Source organism: Parvibaculum sp., from assembly GCF_039680535.1.
In the GTDB taxonomy this organism is placed as follows: domain Bacteria; phylum Pseudomonadota; class Alphaproteobacteria; order Parvibaculales; family Parvibaculaceae; genus Parvibaculum.
Map to the genome: position 1 here is coordinate 1 of NZ_JBDKSS010000012.1, position 22,653 is coordinate 22,653.

At 62.0% G+C, this 22,653-nt stretch carries 19 protein-coding genes and 1 tRNA gene; 10 read left to right on the top strand and 10 right to left on the bottom strand.

What is annotated here, in order from left to right:
- Nucleotides 1-167 precede the first annotated feature (167 nt).
- On the bottom strand, nt 168-1,331 hold the full coding sequence (gene carA / locus ABFC66_RS06315) for a glutamine-hydrolyzing carbamoyl-phosphate synthase small subunit (protein ID WP_346740097.1): 1,164 nt from the start codon (nt 1,329-1,331) through the stop codon (nt 168-170).
- Between the two features lie 344 nt (nt 1,332-1,675).
- On the opposite strand from carA, the gene ABFC66_RS06320 reads away from it, so the two are divergent.
- From ABFC66_RS06320 to ABFC66_RS06335, 4 genes are all read left to right on the top strand, one after another.
- Nucleotides 1,676-2,140, top strand: a complete 465-nt coding sequence (locus tag ABFC66_RS06320) for a GatB/YqeY domain-containing protein (RefSeq protein ID WP_346740098.1) — start codon at nt 1,676-1,678, stop codon at nt 2,138-2,140.
- 210 nt (nt 2,141-2,350) lie between these two features.
- The gene (gene dnaG, locus ABFC66_RS06325) at nt 2,351-4,258 is read left to right on the top strand and encodes a DNA primase (RefSeq protein WP_346740099.1); all 1,908 of its coding nucleotides are present in this window, start codon (nt 2,351-2,353) and stop codon (nt 4,256-4,258) included.
- A gap of 253 nt (nt 4,259-4,511) precedes the next feature.
- Complete coding sequence (gene rpoD / locus ABFC66_RS06330; RefSeq protein WP_346740100.1) at nt 4,512-6,488, top strand: RNA polymerase sigma factor RpoD; 1,977 nt, start codon at nt 4,512-4,514, stop codon at nt 6,486-6,488.
- Nucleotides 6,489-6,832: 344 nt separating this feature from the next.
- The gene (locus tag ABFC66_RS06335) at nt 6,833-7,282 is read left to right on the top strand and encodes a hypothetical protein (RefSeq protein WP_346740101.1); all 450 of its coding nucleotides are present in this window, start codon (nt 6,833-6,835) and stop codon (nt 7,280-7,282) included.
- A gap of 9 nt (nt 7,283-7,291) precedes the next feature.
- Here ABFC66_RS06335 and ABFC66_RS06340 read toward each other — a convergent pair whose 3' ends face one another.
- Complete coding sequence (locus ABFC66_RS06340) at nt 7,292-7,894, bottom strand: TetR/AcrR family transcriptional regulator (protein ID WP_346740102.1); 603 nt, start codon at nt 7,892-7,894, stop codon at nt 7,292-7,294.
- A 12-nt stretch (nt 7,895-7,906) separates the two neighbouring features.
- Nucleotides 7,907-8,329: an ester cyclase gene (locus tag ABFC66_RS06345; protein ID WP_346740103.1), complete on the bottom strand. Its 423-nt coding sequence runs from the start codon at nt 8,327-8,329 to the stop codon at nt 7,907-7,909.
- A 136-nt stretch (nt 8,330-8,465) separates the two neighbouring features.
- Here ABFC66_RS06345 and ABFC66_RS06350 point away from each other — a divergent pair, with 136 nt between their 5' ends.
- A complete protein-coding gene (locus ABFC66_RS06350) occupies nt 8,466-8,924 on the top strand; it encodes a MarR family transcriptional regulator (protein WP_346740104.1) in 459 nt (152 codons plus the stop codon).
- Between the two features lie 30 nt (nt 8,925-8,954).
- A complete protein-coding gene (locus tag ABFC66_RS06355; RefSeq protein WP_346740105.1) occupies nt 8,955-9,356 on the top strand; it encodes a DUF1398 family protein in 402 nt (133 codons plus the stop codon).
- 195 nt (nt 9,357-9,551) lie between these two features.
- Here ABFC66_RS06355 and ABFC66_RS06360 read toward each other — a convergent pair whose 3' ends face one another.
- The 4 genes from ABFC66_RS06360 to ABFC66_RS06375 form a co-directional block, all read right to left on the bottom strand.
- Nucleotides 9,552-9,788, bottom strand: a complete 237-nt coding sequence (locus ABFC66_RS06360; protein ID WP_346740106.1) for a hypothetical protein — start codon at nt 9,786-9,788, stop codon at nt 9,552-9,554.
- A 487-nt stretch (nt 9,789-10,275) separates the two neighbouring features.
- Nucleotides 10,276-11,016: a hypothetical protein gene (locus ABFC66_RS06365; protein ID WP_346740107.1), complete on the bottom strand. Its 741-nt coding sequence runs from the start codon at nt 11,014-11,016 to the stop codon at nt 10,276-10,278.
- Between the two features lie 140 nt (nt 11,017-11,156).
- Complete coding sequence (locus ABFC66_RS06370; protein ID WP_346740108.1) at nt 11,157-12,317, bottom strand: hypothetical protein; 1,161 nt, start codon at nt 12,315-12,317, stop codon at nt 11,157-11,159.
- Nucleotides 12,318-12,979: 662 nt separating this feature from the next.
- Nucleotides 12,980-14,032 (bottom strand): methyltransferase domain-containing protein, encoded by a 1,053-nt coding sequence (locus tag ABFC66_RS06375; RefSeq protein ID WP_346740109.1) that lies wholly within the window; start codon nt 14,030-14,032, stop codon nt 12,980-12,982.
- Nucleotides 14,033-14,234: 202 nt separating this feature from the next.
- Here ABFC66_RS06375 and panD point away from each other — a divergent pair, with 202 nt between their 5' ends.
- Nucleotides 14,235-14,591: an aspartate 1-decarboxylase gene (gene panD, locus ABFC66_RS06380; protein WP_346740110.1), complete on the top strand. Its 357-nt coding sequence runs from the start codon at nt 14,235-14,237 to the stop codon at nt 14,589-14,591.
- A 3-nt stretch (nt 14,592-14,594) separates the two neighbouring features.
- Here panD and ABFC66_RS06385 read toward each other — a convergent pair whose 3' ends face one another.
- Entirely contained in the window at nt 14,595-15,341 is a 747-nt protein-coding gene (locus tag ABFC66_RS06385; RefSeq protein ID WP_346740111.1) for an SIMPL domain-containing protein, read from the bottom strand.
- A 126-nt stretch (nt 15,342-15,467) separates the two neighbouring features.
- Between ABFC66_RS06385 and ABFC66_RS06390 the strand changes: the two genes are divergently transcribed.
- Nucleotides 15,468-15,544: transfer RNA gene (locus ABFC66_RS06390), tRNA-Ile, on the top strand.
- Between the two features lie 41 nt (nt 15,545-15,585).
- Here ABFC66_RS06390 and ABFC66_RS06395 read toward each other — a convergent pair.
- Nucleotides 15,586-16,788 (bottom strand): EAL domain-containing response regulator, encoded by a 1,203-nt coding sequence (locus tag ABFC66_RS06395; RefSeq protein WP_346740112.1) that lies wholly within the window; start codon nt 16,786-16,788, stop codon nt 15,586-15,588.
- Between the two features lie 20 nt (nt 16,789-16,808).
- Nucleotides 16,809-20,075, bottom strand: a complete 3,267-nt coding sequence (locus ABFC66_RS06400) for an MASE4 domain-containing protein (RefSeq protein WP_346740113.1) — start codon at nt 20,073-20,075, stop codon at nt 16,809-16,811.
- Nucleotides 20,076-20,694: 619 nt separating this feature from the next.
- Between ABFC66_RS06400 and ABFC66_RS06405 the strand changes: the two genes are divergently transcribed.
- Together ABFC66_RS06405 and ABFC66_RS06410 are read left to right on the top strand one after the other, a co-directional pair.
- Nucleotides 20,695-22,074, top strand: coding sequence for an SRPBCC family protein (locus tag ABFC66_RS06405; RefSeq protein WP_346740114.1), 1,380 nt, complete (start codon nt 20,695-20,697; stop codon nt 22,072-22,074).
- Nucleotides 22,074-22,637, top strand: a complete 564-nt coding sequence (locus ABFC66_RS06410; protein ID WP_346740115.1) for a 3-phenylpropionate/cinnamic acid dioxygenase subunit beta — start codon at nt 22,074-22,076, stop codon at nt 22,635-22,637. The genes ABFC66_RS06405 and ABFC66_RS06410 overlap by 1 nt, the downstream gene beginning before the upstream one ends.
- Nucleotides 22,638-22,653: the final 16 nt, after the last annotated feature.

Sequence of the window (22,653 nt, forward strand, 5' to 3'; positions counted from 1 at the left end):
TCATGATCGTCGCCGGGTTCGAGTTCACCAGAATGATCCGGTAGCCCTCTTCCTTCAGCGCCTTGCAGGCCTGCGTACCCGAATAATCGAACTCGCAAGCCTGACCGATGATGATCGGGCCCGCGCCAATGATGAGAATGCTTTTGATGTCTGTACGTTTGGGCATTTCAGCGTTTCCCCTCCTCGATCAGCTTCACGAAGCGCTCGAAGAGGTAGTGGGAGTCCTGCGGGCCCGGCGAGGCTTCCGGGTGATATTGAACGGAGAAGACGGGCTTGCCCTTGAGGCGCAGCCCCGCATTGGTGCCGTCGAAGAGGGAGACATGCGTCTCCTCGACATCGGCGGGCAGGCTTTCGCGCGCGACGGTGAAGCCGTGGTTCATCGAGGTGATCTCGACCTTGCCCGTCGTGTAATCCTTCACCGGATGGTTCGCGCCATGATGGCCCTGATGCATCTTTTCTGTCTTGGCGCCGAGCGCGATGGCGAGCATCTGGTGACCGAGGCAGATGCCGAAGACCGGCTTGCCGCTGGCGACGAGCTTGCGGATTTCGGGCACGGCATAGGTGCCGGTTGCCGCCGGATCGCCGGGGCCGTTTGAAAGGAAGACGCCATCGGGGTTCATCGCCAGAATGTCTTCGGCCTTCGTGTCGGCGGGCACGACGGTGACGTCGCAGCCGACGCTCGTCAGGCAGCGCAGGATGTTGCGCTTGATGCCGAAGTCGATGGCGACGACCTTGTGCTTGAGGTCATGGCCAGCTTCAAAACCCTTGCCCCATTTCCAGGTCGACTCGTTCCAGCCGTAGCTCTGGCCGGTCGTGACTTCCTTGGCGAGGTCGAGGCCGATAAGGCCGGACCAGCCGCGCGCCTTTTCAAGCAGCGCCGGAATGTCGAACTTGCCGTCCGGGTGATGGGCGATGATGCCGTCCGGCATGCCTTTTTCGCGGATCAGGCGGGTCAGCGCGCGCGTGTCGAGACCGGCAAGGCCGATGATGCCGCGGCCGCGCAGCCAGCGGTCGAAATGCCGTGCCGCGCGATAGTTGGAGGGATTGGTGATGTCGGCCTTGAGGATGCAGCCGCGCACGCCGGAAGAGGCGGCGAGGTTCGAGGTTTCGATGTCCTCGTCATTCGCGCCGATATTGCCGATATGCGGAAAGGTGAAGGTGATGATCTGCCCGGCATAGGAAGGGTCGGTCAGGATTTCCTGATAGCCGGTGATGGCGGTGTTGAAGCAGACTTCGCCCACCGCTTCGCCCGTCGCGCCGACGCCCATGCCTTCGAGAACGGTTCCGTCCTTCAGCACCAGGATCGCTGTCGGTTTGCCGCTCTCGCTCATGGCCGTTCTCCCGCGTGATCGCGCGCCGATTCCTCCCCGGAATGCTGCGTGCCCTGCGGCATGCGCCATTCCGTGGCGGCTTTCGTCGACACTCTCATATAATGCATCTCCTGGGGAGGAAGTGTCCGCCAGATAGCGCCGGGGCGCTAGGCTCCGCTTGGCAGACTCAGTTTCCCGTCGAATTTCGCGGAAACTAAAGGAAGGCTCTCTGCGCGTCAAGTTTGCGACGGGTGAAAATAATCAAGCCTGTTCAATGCCTTATCGTCTTTCTTCGCAGGCGCGGCAAATTTGCCCCGGTTGCCCGGCTGGTTTAGGTTGTGCGCTTCAGAAATCGGAGAAGAAGAATGAGCCAGTCCTTGCGCGAAAGCATCATGCAGCAGGTCAAAGACGCCATGAAGGCGGGCGACAAGCCGCGCGTTTCGGCGCTGCGCCTGATGCAGGCCGCGATCAAGGACAAGGACATCGCCTCGCGCACCGACGGCCGCAACGAGGGCGTTTCGGACGCCGAGCTTCTCGAGCTTTTCACCAAGATGGTGAAGCAGCGCCGTGAATCCGTTGAGCTTTACGAGAAGGGCGGCCGCCCGGAACTCGCCGCGCAGGAGCAGGCGGAGATTGCCGTCATCGAGAGCTTCATGCCGAAGCAGCTCACCGAAGACGAGACCCGCGCCGCCATCGAAGCCGTGATGAAGGAACTCGGCGCCTCGTCGATCAAGGACATGGGCAAGGTCATGGCCGAACTGAAGACGCGCTATGCCGGCCAGATCGACTTCGCCAAGGCGGGCGGGCTGGCGAAGAGCCTGCTGGGCTGAGTTTTTTCATGTCGTCATGGCCCGGCTTGACCGGGCCATCCACGCCTTCCTTTTCAGGCGCAGCCTAAAGACGTGGAGACCCCGCATGAAGCGGGGCATGACGACTGAGAAGAGGGTGGGCGACTTATCCACAGCCCCCGCGCGACTCGCATTGCCGCACATGAAATGCGACAATCGCGCTTCAACCGATAATCCGGACACCGGCGCGACATGAGCTTCCCAAAAGGCTTCCTCGACGAGCTGAAGGCGCGTATCCGCGTCTCGGAAGTCGTTGGCCGCAAGGTGAAGCTGATCCGGCGCGGGCGCGAATTCGTCGGCCTTTCGCCCTTCACCAATGAGAAGAACCCGAGCTTCACGGTCAATGACGACAAGCAGTTCTGGCATTGCTTCTCGTCCGGTGAACATGGCGACGTCATCAAGTTTCTCGAAAAGACCGAGAACCTTTCCTTCATCGAAGCGGTGGAGCGGCTCGCCTCCGAGGCTGGCATGGAGATGCCGCAGCGCGACCCGCGCGCCGTCGAGAGGGTGAAGGAAGAGGCCAGCCTCATCGACGTGATGGAGATGGCTGCCGAATTCTTCCGCGAGAAGCTGCATGCGGGCGTCGGCGCGGAGGCGCGGGCCTATCTCGACCGGCGCGGCCTCCGGCGCGAGACGATCGAGAAGTTCGGCCTGGGCTATGCGCCGGAAGACCGCCACGCGCTGCTGCGCCACCTGAAGGCGAAGGGCATCGACGTCGCGCAGATGGCGGAAGCAGGGCTCATCATCGCCGGTCCCGACATTCCCGAACCATATGACCGCTTCCGCAACCGCGTGATGTTCCCGATTGCCGATGCGCGGGGGCGGACGATTGCTTTTGGCGGACGTGCGCTCGATTCCGAAGCCAAGGCCAAATACCTGAACTCGCCCGAGACGCCGCTCTTTCACAAGGGGCGTGGCCTCTACAACCTCCATCGCGCGCGCAAACCTGCCTATGACGCTGGAACGGTCATCGCCGTCGAAGGCTATATGGATGTGATCGGCATGGCGCAGGGCGGCATCGAGAACGCCGTCGCCCCGCTCGGTACCGCGCTCACCGAAGACCAGATCGGCCTCATGTGGCGCATGGCGCCGGAGCCGATCCTTTGTTTCGACGGCGACAAGGCAGGTCTTCGCGCCGCCTTTCGCGCGGTGGAGCGCGTGCTGCCGCTGCTGAAGCCCGGCCATTCGCTGCGCTTTGCCTTGCTCCCCGGCGGCAAGGACCCCGACGACCTCGTTCGCGAGGAGGGCGGCGAGGCCATGCGCGAGGTGCTGGCGGCGGCCCGTCCGCTTGCCGACATGGTCTGGGAGAAAGAAGTCTCGGCGGGCACATGGGACACGCCGGAGCGCCGCGCGGCGCTCGAAGCCCGCATCGAGGAGGTGATCGGACAGATAGCCGACCCGAAGGTGAAATCCTATTACGCGCAGGAGCTGCGCGCCCGCATCGCGAAGCTTTTCGGCCGGGAACGGGGGCAGGGGGGCAACCGCCGCCAACCCAATGACCGTGCCCGCGGGGGGCAGCAGGGTTGGGGCCAGCAGGGCGGCGGGTGGAAGGGCGGACGCTTCGTCCGCGACCCGCGGCTGACCCCGGTGACGCCGGAACTCCGTCGCTCGGCCCTCGTGCAGGACAAGGGCGCGGGCGTGCAGAAAATGGAGCAGTTGCTGCTCTCCGTTCTGCTCAACCACCCGGAGCTTCTGGAAGAATATTGCGAGGAACTGGCGCGGGTTGAGATCAAGACTCAGGCGCTTGACAGATTACGCAATGAAATCATAGATATAGCAGCCCTTCATGCGCCCCTTGACAGGGAGGCGCTGAAGAACCATTTGGTCTCTAGGGATTTGGCGGATATAGCACATCGTCTGGAAGGTGGGGCGGCGCTTGCAAGCGAACGTTTCGCCGGGCCGGGCTCGTCGCGTGAGGAAGCTGAAACCGGTTTTCTGCACACCTTGGAACGGCACCACCGGACGATTACCCTTGAGGCCGAACTCAGGGCTGCGGAGCGCGCTCTGGCAGAGGATATGAACGAAGAGAACTGGACGCGGCTGCAGGCGATCCATGCACAGCTTGAGCGTTCGGAGCTTCTCGAAGGGAAGACGGAGTAGGATATCGGGGCGGGCTGCGGACACGAAATGCAGCCGGTGACAGTCGAGCTTTCAGGGGGAAGCGGATCGGTCATCAAGACAATATCGATTAGAGGAAACCCGCGGGGTGCGCGTGGCCGGTGAAGTCGGACGCGGGCAAAGCGGGTTTCGTGAATTTGGCGCCTTCGCCTGTCGGGCGAATGGCTGCGGGACACATCAATACCTGGGCCTTTGTTTAACGGGTCCGTTCAGGTTTCAGGCGGAGAGTTGCTGAATGGCGAGCAAGACGGCAGAGCAGGCGGAAGCCCCGGAAGCGGCACCCGAGGTCGTTCAGGACGGCCCCCTTCTCGATATGTCCGACGCCGCGGTCAAGAAGATGATCAAGGCCGCGAAGGTGCGCGGCTTTGTGACCTATGACGAGTTGAACAAGGTTCTGCCGTCGGAAGAATTCTCATCCGAACAGATCGAGGACACGCTGTCGATGCTCTCCGAAATGGGCATCAACGTCGTGGAGAACGACGAGGCCGAGGAAAACGCCGAAGGCGGCGAGGCCGAAGTCGAAGCGGATGAGGACGAAGAAGAATCCTCTACCGGCAAGGCCATCGCGACCACCACCACGACGACCACCTCGCTCGACCGCACCGACGACCCCGTACGCATGTATCTGCGCGAGATGGGCTCGGTGGAGCTTCTGTCGCGCGAAGGCGAAATCGCCATCGCCAAACGCATCGAGGCCGGCCGCGAGACCATGATCGCGGGCCTCTGCGAAAGCCCGCTGACCTTCCAGGCCATCATCATCTGGCGCGACGAGCTGAACGAAGGGAAGATTCTCCTTCGCGACATCATCGACCTCGACGCCACCTATGCCGGCCCCGACGCGAAGAAGATCGACCACTCCCAGGCAGCTCTGAACGGCGAAGCGCCGCCGCGCATCGAGCCGGAAGAGGAAGAGGTCGACGACGAGGGCGAGGACAGCGAGAACTCCATGTCGCTCGCCGCGATGGAAGCGGAACTGAAGCCCAAGGTTCTCGAAAGCTTCGACCGCATCGCCAACGACTACAAGAAGCTCCGCAAGCTGCAGGACCAGAAGGTCGAGGCCGCGCTCAAGGGCGAGGATTTCGCCGTCGCCTCCGACAAGAAGTATCAGAAGCTCACCGCCGACCTCATCGTGGAAGTGAAGAGCCTCTCGCTCAACAACAACCGCATCGAAAGCCTTGTCGAGCAGCTTTACGCGATCAACAAGCGCCTGATGGCGATGGAAGGCCGCCTGCTGCGTTTTGCCGAAAGCCACGGCATCCCGCGCGAGGAATTCCTGAAGCAGTACTACAATGAAGAGCTCGACCCGAACTGGCTTCGCCGCGTCAGCCGCCTCAAGGGCAAGGGCTGGGCGAGCTTCGCCAAGGACGAGCGTGATCAGGTGAAGGATCTGCGCGGCCAGATTCACCAGCTCGCCACCGAGACCGGCCTCGACATCGGCGAATATCGCCGCATCGTCTCGACCGTGCAGAAGGGCGAGCGCGAGGCGCGCATCGCGAAGAAGGAAATGGTGGAGGCGAACCTTCGTCTCGTCATCTCCATCGCGAAGAAATACACGAACCGCGGCCTTCAGTTCCTCGACCTCATTCAGGAAGGCAATATCGGCCTGATGAAGGCGGTCGATAAGTTCGAATATCGCCGCGGCTACAAGTTCTCGACCTATGCGACGTGGTGGATCCGTCAGGCGATCACGCGTTCGATCGCCGACCAGGCACGCACCATCCGCATCCCGGTCCATATGATCGAGACGATCAACAAGCTCGTGCGCACCTCGCGCCAGATGCTCCACGAGATCGGCCGCGAGCCGACGCCGGAAGAGCTGGCCGAAAAGCTCGGCATGCCGCTTGAAAAGGTCCGCAAGGTCCTGAAGATCGCCAAGGAGCCGATCTCGCTGGAAACGCCGATCGGCGACGAGGAAGACAGCCATCTGGGCGACTTCATCGAGGACAAGAACGCGATCCTGCCGATCGACGCGGCGATCCAGTCGAACCTGCGCGAGACGACGACGCGCGTTCTGGCCAGCCTCACGCCGCGCGAGGAGCGCGTGCTGCGCATGCGCTTCGGCATCGGCATGAACACCGACCACACGCTGGAAGAAGTCGGCCAGCAGTTCTCGGTCACGCGCGAACGCATCCGCCAGATCGAGGCGAAGGCGCTCAGGAAGCTGAAGCACCCGTCGCGGAGCCGCAAGCTCAGGTCGTTCCTCGACAACTAGGTCGGCGGACGGAAAAACGAACAAAGCCCGGACATCCACTGTCCGGGCTTTTTTCATGCATCGACCATAAAACGCGGTGTCGTCCCGGCGAAAGCCGGGATCCACTCGGCGTTTGTCTTGTCGCGGTCTCGGATGGATCCCGGCTTTCGCCGGGATGACATTCCTTTTGAAGCAGGCGAGGGCATCCGCCGCTCAGTTCTTCCCTTTCCGCGCTTCCGTATCGTCGAGCTGCCGCACATCCTTCCTCACTCCAGCGTTCGCGCCCGAAGCGGTTGGATCATGGCTGGCCAAGGGGCTAGCATCTCTTCTTGCCGGCGGGGGCCGGACACAAGGGGGAGGCAATCATGGATATTCAACGGGGCGGCCGCGTCATTCTCATAAGCGGCCTCACGCTGGTTCTCGTCGGGCTTGTCTGGGGGCTCGTCGTGCCGCAGACGCCGTTTCCGAGGCTCGCGCTTACGGCGCACACGGAATTCGAGGTGAACGGCATCCTGCTCATCGTTCTCGCTGGCCTGCTGCTGAAGTTCCGGCACAGCGTCGGCCCGCGCTCGGTGGCGGTCATGGTCGCCTATGCGTGGCTTGCATGGGTAATGATGGCGTCCGAGGTGGCCAATTCCTGGTGGGGAACCAAGGGCATCCTGCCCATCGCGGCCGCACAGGCCGGCGCGACGGGCGGCGCTTCATGGCAGGAGACCTTCGTGACGCTCGCCCATGTCGTTCCGGGCCTCACGCTCATTCTCGCATGGACCTTGCTCCTCATCGGCTTTGTGAGGGGCCCTGCGACGCAAGCATGAGGCGCGGCCTTAGCTCTTCGGCTTCTTCGCCGCCTCAATCAGTGCGCGGATCGCCCACCGCTTCACCTTGCGCGCTTCCGCATCGTCGAGCTGCAGCACGTCCTTGAAGACGATCATCGCCTCCGTGCCGACGATGAGCGCCAGCGCGTTGGTGAGCGTTTCGAGCGACGCGGGGCGGAACTCCTTGCGCGAGGGCGCGAGCGCCGCCTCGATCAGCGGCGTGCGCCTGTTCTGACGGGCGGGCAGGTCGCCCGTCGCGCCGTTCGCCCGCGTCATCAGCGAATTGGCGAGGAAAAGCCGCAGCGGGCCCTCGTTTTCGAGGATCATGCGGTGAAAGGCATCGTCGACGCGGTCGACGCGCGAGACGGCATCGCCCGCCGAACTGCCATGGAACAGTTCCTCGGCGTCGGGAATGGCGACGTCGAGCGGCGCCTCCAGCAGAAGCGTTTCGACATTCGGGAAATAGCGATAGGCGGTCGCCCGCGAGACAAGCGCCTCCTCGGCGATCTCTTCGAGGCTCGGCTTGCGGCCCTGCTTCAGGAGACGCGCCGCCGCCTGAAGCAGATCCTTGCGTGTGCGCCGCTTCTGGTTGGGGCGGCCGTTGCTTTCCATCGGTGCCACGGATCAGCCCTGCGGCAGCTGTCGCATGATGGCGGCGAGATCGAGCCAGACGTTTTCGCGCTGGATATCGCCCTTGTCCGTGAATTCGAAAACATGCAGCAAGCGGAACTCCAGCGGACGTCCCTTGCCTTCGAGGCCGAAGGGCGTCCCCACGGCCTTGCCGCTCCAGAGCGATTCATCGACCATGAAGCCGTCGCCGTAATAGCGCTTGAGGTTCTGCACCTGTCCGTCCGAAAGATCGGCGAAGAGGGCCTTGTAAAAGCCGCGCGCGCCCGCGCGGTCATGCGCGGGGCCCGTCGGCCAGCCGACAATGTCATGCTCGACGTCGGGCGCCAGCGTCGCCAGCACGCCGTCGATATCGTCGCGCGCCTCGAAGCTGAAATGCTCGTCGATCTTGCGGTCCATCTCTTCCCGTGTGAGCGCCATGGCTGCCTCCTTCGTTGTCGGGTAACGGCAACATAATGAGACAAAAGTATCATCACAACAGAAAAATCTCTTACGAAAGAAGTTGCCAAGGAAACTGGTTCGAGATAGTTTCCTTGGCAACCAATGGAGTCCCGCGATGACGAAGCCGAAGATCAGTCCGCTGGAGGCGCATCTCGGCTACTGGCTGCGCTACGTATCGAACCATGTCTCGCATGCCTTCGCCCGCAAGCTCGAGGCGCGCGGCGTGACGGTCGCGGAATGGGTGGTGCTGCGCGAACTCTATGACGAGGAAGCGCTTGCCCCCAGCGTCGTCGCGGAGCGGATCGGCATGACGCGCGGCGCCGTCTCGAAGCTTGCCGACAGGCTCGTCGCCAAGGCGCTCGTCGCCCGCGCGGCGCAGGGCAGGGACCGCCGCTATCAGGCGTTGAGCCTCACGGGGCCGGCGCGCGCTCTGGTGCCAGGGCTCGCGGCGCTCGCCGACAGCAACGACGAGGAATTTTTCGGGCATCTCGCCCCCGCCGAGCGCGCGGCGCTGGCGGAGGCGATGAAGGACATTGTGCGGCGTCTCGGTCTGGGGTCGGTCCCGGTCGATTGAACGCCATCCGCGCAAAAAGGAGAGAACGGCATGAAGAGCGATGTGATCGCGGTGATCGAGGAATGCACGAAGGCTTCCGACGAGGCGCGCCTCACCTTTCCCGAAGTGGTGGCGAGGCTCGCGGCGGCGGGAGTCGAGCGCTATCACGCCGACCTGCAGCGCGCCGAAAAGACCTATTACCTGCCGGACGGCGCGTCGCATGTCGCGGTGAGTGCTTCCGTCGCCGCCGTGCCCGCCGAGATATTCTCCGCAGCCGGCGTCGACGCCGCCGTGCGCGCGGTCCAGGCGCGCGCGATCGACTACAAGGCCTTTTGCGAAAGGATCGTGGAGGCGGGCTGCGTCGGCTATCTCGTCTCGATCGCCGGCCGCCGCGCCGTCTATTACGGCCGCAGCGGCGAAGCCCATGTCGAGCCGTTCCCGCCCGCGCGCTGACGGCGCGCGGCGAGGCGACGCGGCCAATGAGCAGGCGGCCAATAAAAAAGGCCGGGCGAAGCCCGACCTTTCCATTGATCCCCGCACGGGCCGGTACATCCGCGGCGGCGCAAGGATCGAATATGTGAGGCATAAGCGGCCCCGATTGGCTGAAAGCCTCGCACCGTTTCACGACAGGACGATGAAGCCCGGTCTTTAGACGGCCTTTTTTGCGGCCTTCTTCTTCGGCGCGGGCGCTGCGGCCTTTGCCTCTGCATCGGCCTGTTCCTTGGCGAGCCTCAATTCCCTGAGCCGCGCCGTCTTGGCGTCGCGGGCGCGTGCCTCGGTCGCGATCAGAAGCCGCGCTGCCTCGGTCGTCGCGTCCGCCTTTGTGGCGCGGAGGGGCGCGGGCGGAGCCGCCTTGAAGAGCGAAGACTTGTTGCGTGCAGCCATGTTCGGTTCCTTCCGGGCTCAGAAATGAAAAAAGGCCGGGTTTGCCCGGCCTTTCCCAACCATCCCGAGCCCGTCAGGGCAGGGCGCCATTACATCCGTGGTCGCCTTCAGGATGAAGTCACCGCACCGGAAAACCGGCTACCGGCATCTCTGCCGATCCTGCTCCGCCGCAGCGCCTGAAGCGCGCAACATCGCCGCGATGACCATCGTTGGAAACTATATGGGGTGTGGAGCGGGGATTACAAGGGGGCGGGCATTCGGCCTCCCTTTGGGATTAGTGCGCCGCGAGCAGACATCTGCCGCAGTCAGTTAAAAATGACAGCTTCCGATTATTTAGCCCCAACGATCGCCCGTGCAGAAACCTCAACGCAGGCTTCGGCACGGTTTTCTGATTTGTCGCCATTACCAATGGGATTCCGAGGCGGAAGCTGCCGCTGCACCTGAAGGCAGCAGGCGGAAACGGCTAAGCGCGATCGCGTGATTTCTGCTAATCACTGAAAGATGGCGCATCCCATTCCGGCGGATCATAGATCTTCGACCGCTTTATCTCGCCGGTAAATCCCGTCGCCTGCTGCAAGACCGCCTTGTCAGCCAGCCAGTTGGCTCGATCACGGTTCGGATCGGCCATGATCTGCGTGATCATCTCGTGCGGGTCGACCGCGTAGCGGTAAAGGCCGTTGGCATCATAATCCTTCGCGTCACCAAAATAGAGCAACCGAACCTCGCTCTCATGCTGGAAGGCGTGCCGCTTCAACAAGAGACCTTCTGCAAAGCGTCGCGGACTCAGGTTTAGCTCACCGCGATTGTGCACATAGGCTAACAGCTGGGCCGTGCGTTTATACTGTACCTTGCCGATGAAACACGTGTCCTGCGGCATCGCCGGGTGCGCAGCCGCAAGCGCGGTCAGCAGTTTCCTCGGCGTCGAGCGGATTCGGACGAAGCGAACGTGAGGATCGTTCGCGTAAATGCCCCACATTGCCTCCGACAGGTTTTCCCGTGTCCAGCACTGCCCCACGAAGTTATCTCGAAATCCGAATTCGAACCGCTCTTCATTGAGAATCCCGCCGAGCCTGAGCGGAAAATTCTCGAACTTATCCTTCCAGTTGTGAACCTGACTCAGCACATTCTGCCGGTCTGCAAAAAGACCGATCACATATTCATGTCGCATGATGCGATAGACGTGCTGGTCGAGCTCCCCCTCAGCCAAATTTAGAAAGTTTCCTTCCACCTCATTCCCCCGATGTCCGGTGCCAGCCAGCTTCGCCCCGGATTGCTCATATAACGGTGCGAGTGGGCCAAGCGCAGATGGCGATGGCATGTGTCGCCGCAATTAATTTCATCCTGCGGGCAACTCCGGCTTTAAAATGATTACGGAAATCGATCGTAAAAATTGTGGATGCCGAACCTCGCGTCTGATTTGAATTCTGCCTCTGCTTGCCGAAGTTGATCTGCGACAGGCTTCAAATCTTGGTATTGCTGCAAAGCGAAATAGGCTGCGGCTAGAAGAGCTGCTGCCGCGCCAAGACCTGTGCCTAGAGTTGCAATCGCACCAGCCGCCGTCAACGCACCAGCGCCACCGAGAACCGCTTTACCAATCTCGCAGTTGACCCTGAAGTGAAGCGCAACCCTTTCGTCCTCAACTTCTGCAGCCTTTTGCCGATAGTCGCGGATTTGCTCCGAGACGGCCTTATCGAAGTCAGCTTCCTCACTGGCGTCTCGAGCGATTTGTCCCACCGCATCGAATAGGGCGTCCCGAGCTTCAGCCTGTCGCCCCCAAATGGCGGTTCTTAGCTTTAGAACGGCCTCCACGGACAACTCATCGAGACGCGCAATGTCCAAGTATTCATCATGGACCAGCTTAAGGGCGCGATTCCGGCAGTTCCAGTAGGGATCGACCTCTGATATTTGATCGATGAACTTGGCACTGTTGCGCAGAATCGTGCGCAATATGGAGTCGTGCCACTGATGGGCACCGTGTGGTACGAGGCCCTGCGTCATACAAAAACCAGTGAGCTTGATCGTGTGACCAATCCTAGCTCGCGCGACGTTAGATAGTGGTTCTCGCAAATCCTCGTTAGCAAGTGCAAACGTAATGTCTGGCAACGGTGGAATGTCGTTTATTGTGCCATCAGCATCCCCACGTGCTTCGGCGATTGCCCAAATGCGCTCTGGCACATCAAAAAGCCACCTATCATTTTGCACCGCTGCTGCCAGAAATATGGGATCGGCAGCGGCGGTCCGGAACAATGAGAGCAACATTGATAGATCGAGAGGAAAGCCGCCCAAATCGACCATCCCGATGCGGATCTCCGGTGACGGCGGTTGGTATGTCCGGACAACAGAGACGCTGCCTTGGGAGATGGCCGCTCGGGCCGCATCAACAACGGCAGCGAAATCATCGTCGTAGCCGGGGGCTTTGCCGATACGTCTCACAGGATTGGAGCTGGGCATGGAAATGACCGGCGGCATACCAAGAGCTATGCCGAATCCTGTCGATGGAAACAGGTCTCGATCATCTGGATCAAGCAACTTAACGGTATCGTACGTTAGAAGCGCGGCCTTTAAGTCCCGCAGTGTTGGTGGTCTTTCTGAGGGTATCAACAACGCCGAGCGCACGATGGACCTCTCCAACAATCTCGCGTGCCACTATAATCTCTATTATCGATGTGGGAAAGTAGCTCACATCCCGCATTCTGAAGGGTGACTGTTTCGGGTCAAAAGCAGCCCCACAAAACTTATCCCCGCCCATTCCTCCGCACCCATATTAATCCCGACCCGCTCCACGAAGGGCGTATCCGGACTGGCCGTATACGTGGAGAGGGAATGCGGCGTCCTGCGTCGCGGGGACAACCAGCCCCGCGCCCCGGGAGGGATGAATGGGTAGGCGAACACTATGGTTCGCGGAGCGCTCCGGCCGATAAAAGCCGGATGTCGCTGGTGTGGGTTGGCACCCCTAAAATCGCCGTGCGCGGGGCGGGCTCAGCCGCTCCAACACGTGCCACGCGTCACGCGTTGAACGCGGGCGGTGGAGCAGAGGCCCCGCGCATCCTTCTTTCGGGAAGGTTCGCGAGTTGTGTGCCGAAACCCCGGAGGCCGCGCCTCGCGGGGATGAGGGTGTTTATGCTCCCTGTTTTCGTCATGGCCCGGACAAGCCGGGCCATGACGGTGGGGGGATTCGGGGTAAGGCTGGTTCAGCAGCACCCGCCGCCGGTTGTCCCTGCGCCTGCCGCCTCATCAAACGGAATATTCGTCCCGCAGCCCTTGAAAATCCCGAAGTGGCGCGAGAAGTCGCCGATGAAATCGAAATGGGGCGCGAATCGGGTTTCGATCAGCATACGGAAAGTATTGCCGCAGACCGGGAAGACGCGGCCTTTCTCGATAGCGTGGTGCTTGTCGAGGATGAAGACATCCTCGCATTCCGGGATGCCGCCCTTGTAGATGACGGCCTGTCCGTGGTCCTCGCAAGATGGCTCCAGCCCGTCGAGCTTGAAGAGCCGGTAGGTCGCGGAGAAGAAGCGGGCAGGGCCGAGGGTAGCGCGCATATTCGCGTCGTTGACGGCAAGCGGACGGTCGGCGACGAGGCGCGGATCGGTAAAGCCCGTGGCCCTGGCGAGATTGAGGAAATCGTTCCAGTAGAGTGCGCCCGCCAGGCATTCGCCGAGCAGCACCGGATCGTCGCGGAGTGAAGCGGGCAGCCGCCTGTCGGCATAGACGTCGGCGAAATAGAGTTCGCCGCCCGGCTTCAGCAGTTTCCACGCGCCTTCGAGCACGGCGCGCTTGTCCGGCGAAAGGTTGATGACGCAGTTCGAGACGATGACGTCGAAGCTTTCCGGTTCGAGGCCGAGCGCGCCCAGCTCCTCGATATAGCCGTCGATGAAGGCGACATTGGGCTTCGCGTAGCCATAGGCCCGCGTCTGCCCGTCGACATGCGCGCGGGCATGGGCGAGCTGTTCCGCCGTCATGTCGACGCCGACGACCGAGCCTTCCTCGCCGACGAGGCGGCTCAGGACGAAACAGTCGCGGCCCGCGCCGCAGCCGAGGTCCAGCACGCGCGCGCCCTCGATCGCGGCAGGCACGACGAGGCCGCAGCCGTAATAGCGCGAGAGAATATCGTCATGGATTTCGGAGAGCGCCGCGCGGATATGCGGCGGCACGTCGCTCGCGTCGCAGCAGGCATCGGTCTTGAGGTCCGCCGAACCGCCCAGCACCTTTCCGTAATAATCCCTGATGCTCTCGACCGTCATGTTCCGCTCCCGCTGGCTTTTCCGTTGGGTCAGGGTGCATGGGCGGTGGGACAAGTCCAATCACAATGAGGCGAGGGCACAAAGCGGCGAGGGCACAAAGCGGCGAGGAGGGGCCCCGCGCCGCATGGACTTCCCCCGCCTTTTTCGTTAAAACCCGCGCCAAAAGAAGGGCCCTAGGGCCCATGTGACGGGAGTGCGCCCCATGATCCTCACCATGATGAAGGCCAAGATCCACCGCGCGACGGTGACCCAGTGCGACCTCAATTATGAGGGCTCGATCACCATCGACCGCGATCTGCTGGAAGCATCGGGCATTCTCGTCAATGAGCAGGTCGATGTGCTGAACATCAACACCGGCGCGCGCTTCACGACCTATGCCATCGAGGGCGCGGCGGGCTCCGGCATCATCGGGATCAACGGCGCGGCCGCGCGGCTGGCGCAGGCGGGTGATCTCGTGATCGTCATTTCCTATGCGCAGATGGAAGAGGCGGAGGCGAAACGCCACCGCCCCACAGTGCTGCTGATGGATGCGAAGAACCGCATCCTCGAACCGGCCTGATCGCTATTCGATCTCGATCACGAGCGAAACGTCGGACGTGATCTTCTGCGTGCCCGCCGCAACCGGTACCGGCGCGCTATCGCGCATCGCCATCGCCTTCATCGCAAAGACGGGCTGGGGTGCGTATCCGCCGCTTTCCGAGATGGTCACGATCTTGCCGAGTGTGACGCCCGCCGCGCCCGCATAGATCTTTGCCTTGCGTAATGCGTCCTTCACCGCATCGGCGCGGGCCTCGTCGAGCAGCGGCTCCGGCTTGTCGATGCCGAAGCTGATACCGCCAAGCTGGTTCGAGCCGAGCGAGACGAGCTTGTCGAGCGTTGCGCCGAGTTCGGCGAGCTTCCTCACCGTGACCGTCACCTGATTGCGAACCTGATAGCCGCGAATGACGGGCGCCTCGATGGCACCGTCCGGTCGCGTGGGAGGCTGGCTGTAGACGGGCGACACGGAAAATTCCGAAGTGCGGATATCGTCCCGTGCGATCTTCATCGCTTCGAGGCCCTTGAAGACTTCGTTCATCGCCTTCGTATTGGCGGCCAGCGCATCCGCCGCTGTCTTGCCCTCGGTCAGGACCCCAGTTTCGACGGTCGCAATGTCGGGATGGGTGGTGATCTCGCCCGTTCCCGTGACTGTGAGTGCCCGGCGCGGCGCCTCCTCGGCGCCGGCGGGCCCGGCAGCGCCCATGAGGGCGCCGAGGGCGATCGCGCCTGCCAGCGCGGCAGCGAAGCGGTTGAGCGGCATTCTGGCGGGCATCTGGTCCTCCGGGTTGGTTATGAGGGCAGCTTCCGGGCCGAAACCGGCAAAATTGCGGCGTTCAGTCGGCCGGAAATATCTGTTATATGGAGCCACCCTCGGCCTTCGGGCCGAAGCGCGATCTGGGGGCCTGTAGCTCAGTTGGTTAGAGCGGACCGCTCATAACGGTTTGGTCGCAGGTTCGAGTCCTGCCGGGCCTACCAGGCGCTTCCCGATGAGACGCCCGGAAGCCTCAATGCCTCGCTCATGACGGCATGCCGTCGAGGTTCCGGTAGCGCGCTTGCCAGGCGCCGACCCAGTTCATGAGGTCGGCCGCCGGGAGGGGCTTCCCGATGAAGTAGCCTTGCGCGGCATCGCATTTCCGGCTCCGCAGAAATTCCCAGTCGGCGCGGTCTTCCACGCCTTCGGCAACGGTCTTCATCTCGAGCTGCCGGGCAATGTCGAGGCTCGCCTCGACGATGGTCTGAAGGGAGCTGTCGCCGGCAGCGCCGTGAATGAAGCTTCGGTCGATCTTGAGTTCCGTAAACGGCACGTCGCGGAGCTGGGCGAGCGATGAATAGCCCGTGCCGAAATCGTCGATCGACAGGCCGACATGTTTCAGTCGAAGGCGCGTCAGGACATCGAGCGCCGCCAGCGGATTCTTCATCAGCTTTCCTTCGGTTACCTCAAGCACCAGGGTGGAAAGCGGCACTCCTTCGCGGTCGGCAATGGCGACGACGCATTCGGGGAAATCGAGCTGGCACAAGCTGTCCATGGAGACATTGACGGCGACGGAGAGGCCAAGGCCGGCGTCCCTCCATGCGCGCGCCCGGCGCAAGGCGCAGGTCAGCATGACCCGCGTAAGGTCGTCGATGAGGCTGTGCTGCTCCGCTGCCTCTATGAAGCGGGCAGGCGAGACGAGGCCATCCTCAGGGTGTTGCCACCGCACCAGAGCCTCCACGCCGACGACCGCGCCGCTGACGATATCGACCTTGGGCTGATAATAGTCGACCATCTGCCCGCTCTCGATGGCATGGGCGAGTTCGTCAGCGCCATAGCCCCTTGTCGCATCCACCTTGGCGGCGATCTTTTCCGATGGTCGCTTTCCAAGCACGTCGCGTATCTGTTCCTGCGTGACGGGCTTTTGCAGCGCGCCTGCCACATCGAGCCGATGCGCGCGGGCGAGCTCGGTCACCGTCTTCAATATCTGCCTGTTCTCTCCGCTGACGAGTACCAGCCGGCCTGCATATTCGAGACGGGCCAGATGGCGAACCAGTTCGACGCCATCCATCTCCGGCATCTGAAGATCGCAGAATATGATGTCGATCTCGACGGTGCTGTTACCCAGCATGTCGAGCGCATCCTGCGCTCTGGTGTGCGAGTGCACCTCCGCGAAGCCGAGATTGGCCAACTGGCGCTCAAGGAGCCTGAGAGCGAAGGCTTCATCGTCGATCAGTACAATCTGCATGGCCGTCTCCCGGGGGGCACTCATATCTGCCTCTCCGCCAGCAGCTCGGAGATGCGCGCTTCGACGGCGGCAAGAGCCGTTTCGACCCGCGCCTTGCATTGTTCGATGGTGGCGCCGTGTTCCGCCTTTCCTGCATTTTCCAGTTCCGCGCAGAGGTCGCCCAGAGGAATGGCGCCAACCGAGCGCGACGACGACTTGAGCTTGTGCGCGACGCCGCTGACCTTCTTGTAGTCGGCGTGCCCATAGGCATCTCTGATCTCGTCCGCCGCCGTGCGCGCGGCCAGCAGGAAGTGCTCGAGGAGTTCGCGGATGACTGCCTCCTCGCCGCCCACCAGCGATTTCAGAACCTCGACATTCAGAACCCCGTCGACGCGTCCCACAGGGTCGGTTGTCTGCGGTTGGAGCGCCGCGGCCGACGGGGCGGGCATCCACCTGTCCAACGCGGATTTGAGAAGATCGAGTTTCACAGGCTTCGTCAGGTACTCGTCCACGCCGGCCATGCGCGCCCGGTTGGCTTCTCCATGCAGCGCGTTGGCCGTCAGCGCGAGGATGGGCATGCGGTCTCCGCCTTCTTCTTCCTCGATGCGTATTGTCGAGGCGAGCGTGTAGCCGTCCATTTCAGGCATGTGAAGATCGGTTAGCAGCAGCGCATATTTTCCGTCGCGCCAAAGACGGAGCGCCTCTCTGCCGTTGCTTGCTACTTCCGCCGCATAGCCGAGCAATGCCAGTTGGCGGAGGATCACCTTCTGGTTTGTCTCGTCGTCTTCGGCGATGAGTATCAATGTGCCGGCGGCCCTGGCCTCGGCGACGCTCGGCGGTTCCGCCTGCTCCGGGAATGACTGTTGCGGGCTATCCTGCACCATCTCCGGCGAGGCGAAGCCAGCGGCGACGGCGACTGCGCGCAAGAAGACATCCCGCCTGAGGGCGTCGCCATCGATAATGACGATATCAGGCGGCTGAACGCGTACATGCTGCTGCGGGTGGCGCATGATGACCAGATGCCGTGCGTCGGGCGCGGCGGCGAACGCCTTGTGCAAGGCCTCCTCCGAAAAGCTCTCGCACGTAGCGCCCTGCACGACGACGACGGTGCCAAGGTGGCGAGCGGCCTGCGTGGCTTCTTCGGCGTTCTTGACGAGCCGCACGTCGGCCCCGGCGCGCTCAAGATAGGCGCGGAGATCATTGGCGTTGATGGCGTCGTTATCGATCAGTATGCAGCTGCATCCCGTGATATCGGGCCGCGGCCGCCGGCGCGGTTCGGGCGCCGGCTCGAATGGCAGGCGCACGGTGAAGACCGATCCGACACCCGGCGCGCTTGTCACCTCGATTTCGCCGTCCATGAGATCAGCGAGGCGCTTGCATATGGCGAGGCCAAGGCCGGTTCCGCCGAACAGGCGCGTCGTGGATATCTCTGCCTGCGTAAAAGGCGTGAACAGATCCTTGAGCGCTTCAGCGGGAATGCCGATGCCATTGTCCTCGATCCGAAACGACAGGCGGAGAGGCGAAGCAGTCTGGACGTCGACCCGGACAAAAACATGACCCCGCTTCTCACGGCGCCCGGCGGAAAACTTTATCGCATTGCCCACGAGGTTGTAGATCACCTGCCGCAAGCGCACATCGTCCGATAGCACGAAGTCCGGGATGTCGGGCGAAACGAAAACATCGAGATCCACATCCTTGCCGGATGCGACCGTGACCATGGAATTGCACAGGCCCTCGATCAGATCGCTGATCGAGATCGGTTGCCGTTCGAATTCCAGCCGTCCGGCCTCGATCTTCGAGAAGTCCAGAATGTCGTCGATGATGACGAGCAACGTGCTTGCGGACTCGCGGATGGTTCGCACCAGATCGGCCTGGTGCTCGGAAAGGCGGCTGTGAGCGAGGACTTCGATCATGCCCATGACCCCATTCATGGGTGTCCGGATTTCGTGACTCATGGTGGCGAGGAACGCCGACTTTGCGCGATTTGCCTGTTCCGCGTCCGAACGCGCGCGGGTCAGCTCTTCGAAGAGGCGATTGCGGTCGCGCAGGTCATGCAACGTTCCGACGAACAGGCTCTCTCCATCAAGGGCCACTTCGTTGGCGGTCAGATGCAGCGGCACGAGTTCTCCGTTCTTGTGTCGTCCGAACAGCTCGCGGCCCTGGCCGATGATATGCGGCTCCCTGGTTGTCAGGTAACGCCGGAGGTACTCGTCATGCTCACCCCTATGCGGCTCCGGCATAAGCATCGAGATGTTGCGCCCAAGCAGCTCCTCCGGGGCATAGCCAAGTACACGCTCCAGCGCCGGATTGGCGCCCAGGACGATGCCACGACCATCGATGGTGATGACGGGATCGTGGAGATTGCTCAGATAGGCGCGCTCCCGCGCGCTCGCCGTGGCGAGCCGGCCGTAGAGTTTTCCGTTCTCGATCAGGAGCGCAAGGAGAACGACGCCCGCTGTCACAAGCCCGTAGACGCGACCCATGTACCAGCCGACGTCATACCGGCCGTGGTTCAGGACGGCGGCCAAGGCCACATCGAATATCCAGATGCACATGATGACCATGAGCCACATGTCGAGCAGCGTGTGCTGCGTGCGCCGCCAGAGCAGCGCCAGCGCGGCGAGGCTCAGCGCCCAGACGGCGACGGCGACGAGGACTTTCCTGTCGGTATCCACATTGCCGGACATGATCTCCGGCAGGAAGCGGGAGCCGGACGTAGCGAGCAACATGAGTATGGATGCGACCGCGACCGCCACGATCCAGGCGGCGACAGCCGTCCACACGAGGGGAATATGGCGTTCGCGCTGGGTCTCCTTCTGGCCTGTGAGGAGGGCGTAGGCAATGACAAAAAGGGGAAAGGCGCCATGCCAGAAGAAATAGAGCCACGCTGTCGTTTGAGGGCCCGAACCCAGAAGGCCTGCGGGCGCGAACAGGCCCGGGAAGCTCAGCGCGTGAAAGACCGCCATCGCCGCATTGAAGAAGTATGCGGCGGCGATGACGAACAGCCTGCGTGAACGGAGAATGTCATACTGGCCCAGAAGCAGGATGGACGTAATGACGTCGCTGATGATGACGGCGGTTTGGTAGATCGGAAGAAAAGCCGGAAGCGGCGTGAGCTGAGTTTTCGCAAATGGAGCGGTGACGATGAAGGCCAAAGTGGACGCCATCATGATTGCGAACGCGAGACGCTGATCGTGCGGCGTGGGGCGCACGGTCGACAAGAAGGACGACTCCACTCCGATCTGGGGCATCGCGGGCGTCGGTGTCTGGACGCCCGAGACGCGAGTGGAAAGTTCCGGCGACGCCATGATCACTCTCTTCGTTTATTGAACGCGGGAGCGATGGAAGCCTTGCATTTTGACGTTGGAAGGCGCGGCAATCCGTTCACGAAGAAAGTCTAGAGGGCTCTGAAGAAAATCTCTATCGGCCGAATGGCAAGGTCTGCCGATGACCACAGTGAATGAGGGGGAATGGCGCCCGTATGATCAGTTGACGGCGCAAGTCATGAGGCGCTGGAACAGATGCTGAAGACGTCGAAAAAATGGGCATTTTGCGTGAGCCAATGATAGATCGTCGGCTCTTCCGGATTGTCGAAGCGTCCCTTGGTCTTATGAGTCAGCGGGACGCCTTCCGCGAGAGCACCTGCGCCGGAATGGGATGATCCGAACAAGGACGGTTGGTCTGGGTTATCCCTTTGCAAATGTTGTTGAGCGCTCCGGTCGCCTGTGGCGAGACACTCTCCTCAGGGGGCGGATCGGTTCATTCGCAGGTGCAAAAGGCGACGTGCGACCCGTTTTCAAATCCGGACGAATTATCAATTTTTTTGGACGGGGTGGTTACGCGCCCTTGCCGAATTCGCTGCATCCTTCTCGCAAGAGGAGCGCCAGACGCGAAAGCGAACATGGCCGATAGCGGGAGGAGGATGACATGGATGCGATCCATGAGCAGGGTGCGGCCCTGGGCAAGTCCGAGATCAGATCGTGCTTCGACTCCGACACGGGCACGCTGGACCGACGCGTATTCGCGGATGAGGATATCTACAATCTCGAGTTGCGGAACATCTTCGCGCGCGCATGGAACTTCATGTGCCACGAGAGCCAGATCCCCAATGTCGGTGACTATGTCATCAATTATATCGGGGAGGATCAGGTCATCATTGTCCGCGACAAGCAGGGCGATGTGCAGGTCTTGCTCAACACCTGCCGTCACCGCGGCAATGCGCTCTGCCGTGCAGAGCAGGGGAATGCGAAATCCTTCGTGTGTTCCTATCACGGGTGGAACTACGATCTGAATGGCGATCTCATCGGCGTACCGGGCCTGACCGCCTATTATCGAAAGGACATCGACAAGTCGCAATGGGGCCTGGCGAAGGCGGCGCAGGTGGACCACTTCCACGGCCTCTATTTCGCGACGCTCGATCCGGATGCGCCTTCGCTGCATGACTATCTGGGTGATGTGGGCCGCGTCGGCCTCGGTCTGCTGCTTGCGCAGGGCGATGTGGAGGTGGTCGAGGGCGTTCAGAGAAATATCATAGACTGCAACTGGAAGGTCGCCGTCGACAATCTGTTCGACTGGTATCACGTCCAGTACAGCCATGCCTCGGCGGGCATTGCCGGGTTCATGGATATCGCCGCCATCCTTCATCCGCAGAACCAGATGGTGATGCTTGGCGAATATGGCCACGCGATCAGCGGGCCTGCCATCCCGCAGGACAAGCAGGATTTCCTCGACGGGCTGTCGGATGAGGAGCGCAGGGCGCTTGCCGCCAACATTGCGAAAGAGTCGAAGGGGCCGCCGCCGCCCATTCGCATGAAGGCCGCTAAGGAGCTTCTGGGACCGGTTGGCGTGCGCTCGATGGGACACCCGAACATCTTCCCCAATCTGTGGGTTTCAACCAACGGAACCCAGCTCTGCCTCCGGCTGCCCCGCGGACCTTTCGAGACGGAGATCAGGTGGTACACGGTCCTGCCGAAGGCGATGCCCGAAGACGTGAAGAGGCAGGCAATCGCTTTCAATACGCATCTTTTCGGCCCTGCCGGCATGCTCGAGCAGGATGATGGCGAGAACTGGAGTCAGAGCACGCGCGCCTCTCGCGGCGTGAAGTCGCGAAGCTATCGGCATCACATGGCGATGGGTCTCGGCCACGACGAAGTGATGGTCGACCCTTCCGGTCAATCGCGCATCGAAACAACGATCAGCGAGCATGCTCAGCGCTGGCTCTACAGGAACTGGATGGATTGGATGGCAGCCGATAGCTGGGCCGACCTGAAGGAAGATCATTCGCGTGTGCCGGAGGGGAGGGTCTGATGCCGCATTCGGAGACTTTGACCGTCGCAGCCAGCTACGCGAACGCACTTTCGATCCAGAGTCGTATCGAGTTGCAATTCGAGATCGAGCAGTTCCTCTATGCCGAGGCGGCCTTGATCGACGGGCGGGAATATCGCGCCTGGCTCGATCTCTGGACGGACGATTGCAGCTACTGGATGCCTATCCGCCGCACGGTGACACTGTCCGATATCGACAAGGAATTCACAAAGCGGGGCAAGATGGCCTTCTTCGATGACGACAAGAGTTCCCTGACGATGCGCGTCGCGAAGATGGAGTCGGGCTCCTCCTGGTCGGAGGATCCGCCGTCACGCACCCGCCACTTCGTCAACAATGTTCGTGTCGTCGAGGTGGGTGGCAACGAGATGACCGTCGAGGTCGCCTTCATGCTCTATCGGACGCGGCTCGACACCGAGGAAAGCACGTGGGCCGGGCGCCGTGTCGACAGGATCCGGCGCGTGAATGGCGCGCTGAAGCTCTGCGGCCGTGAGATCTATCTCGACCAGACGCTTATCCGGGCAACCAACATGAGCACGCTGTTCTAGATCCTGTTCCGCTGCA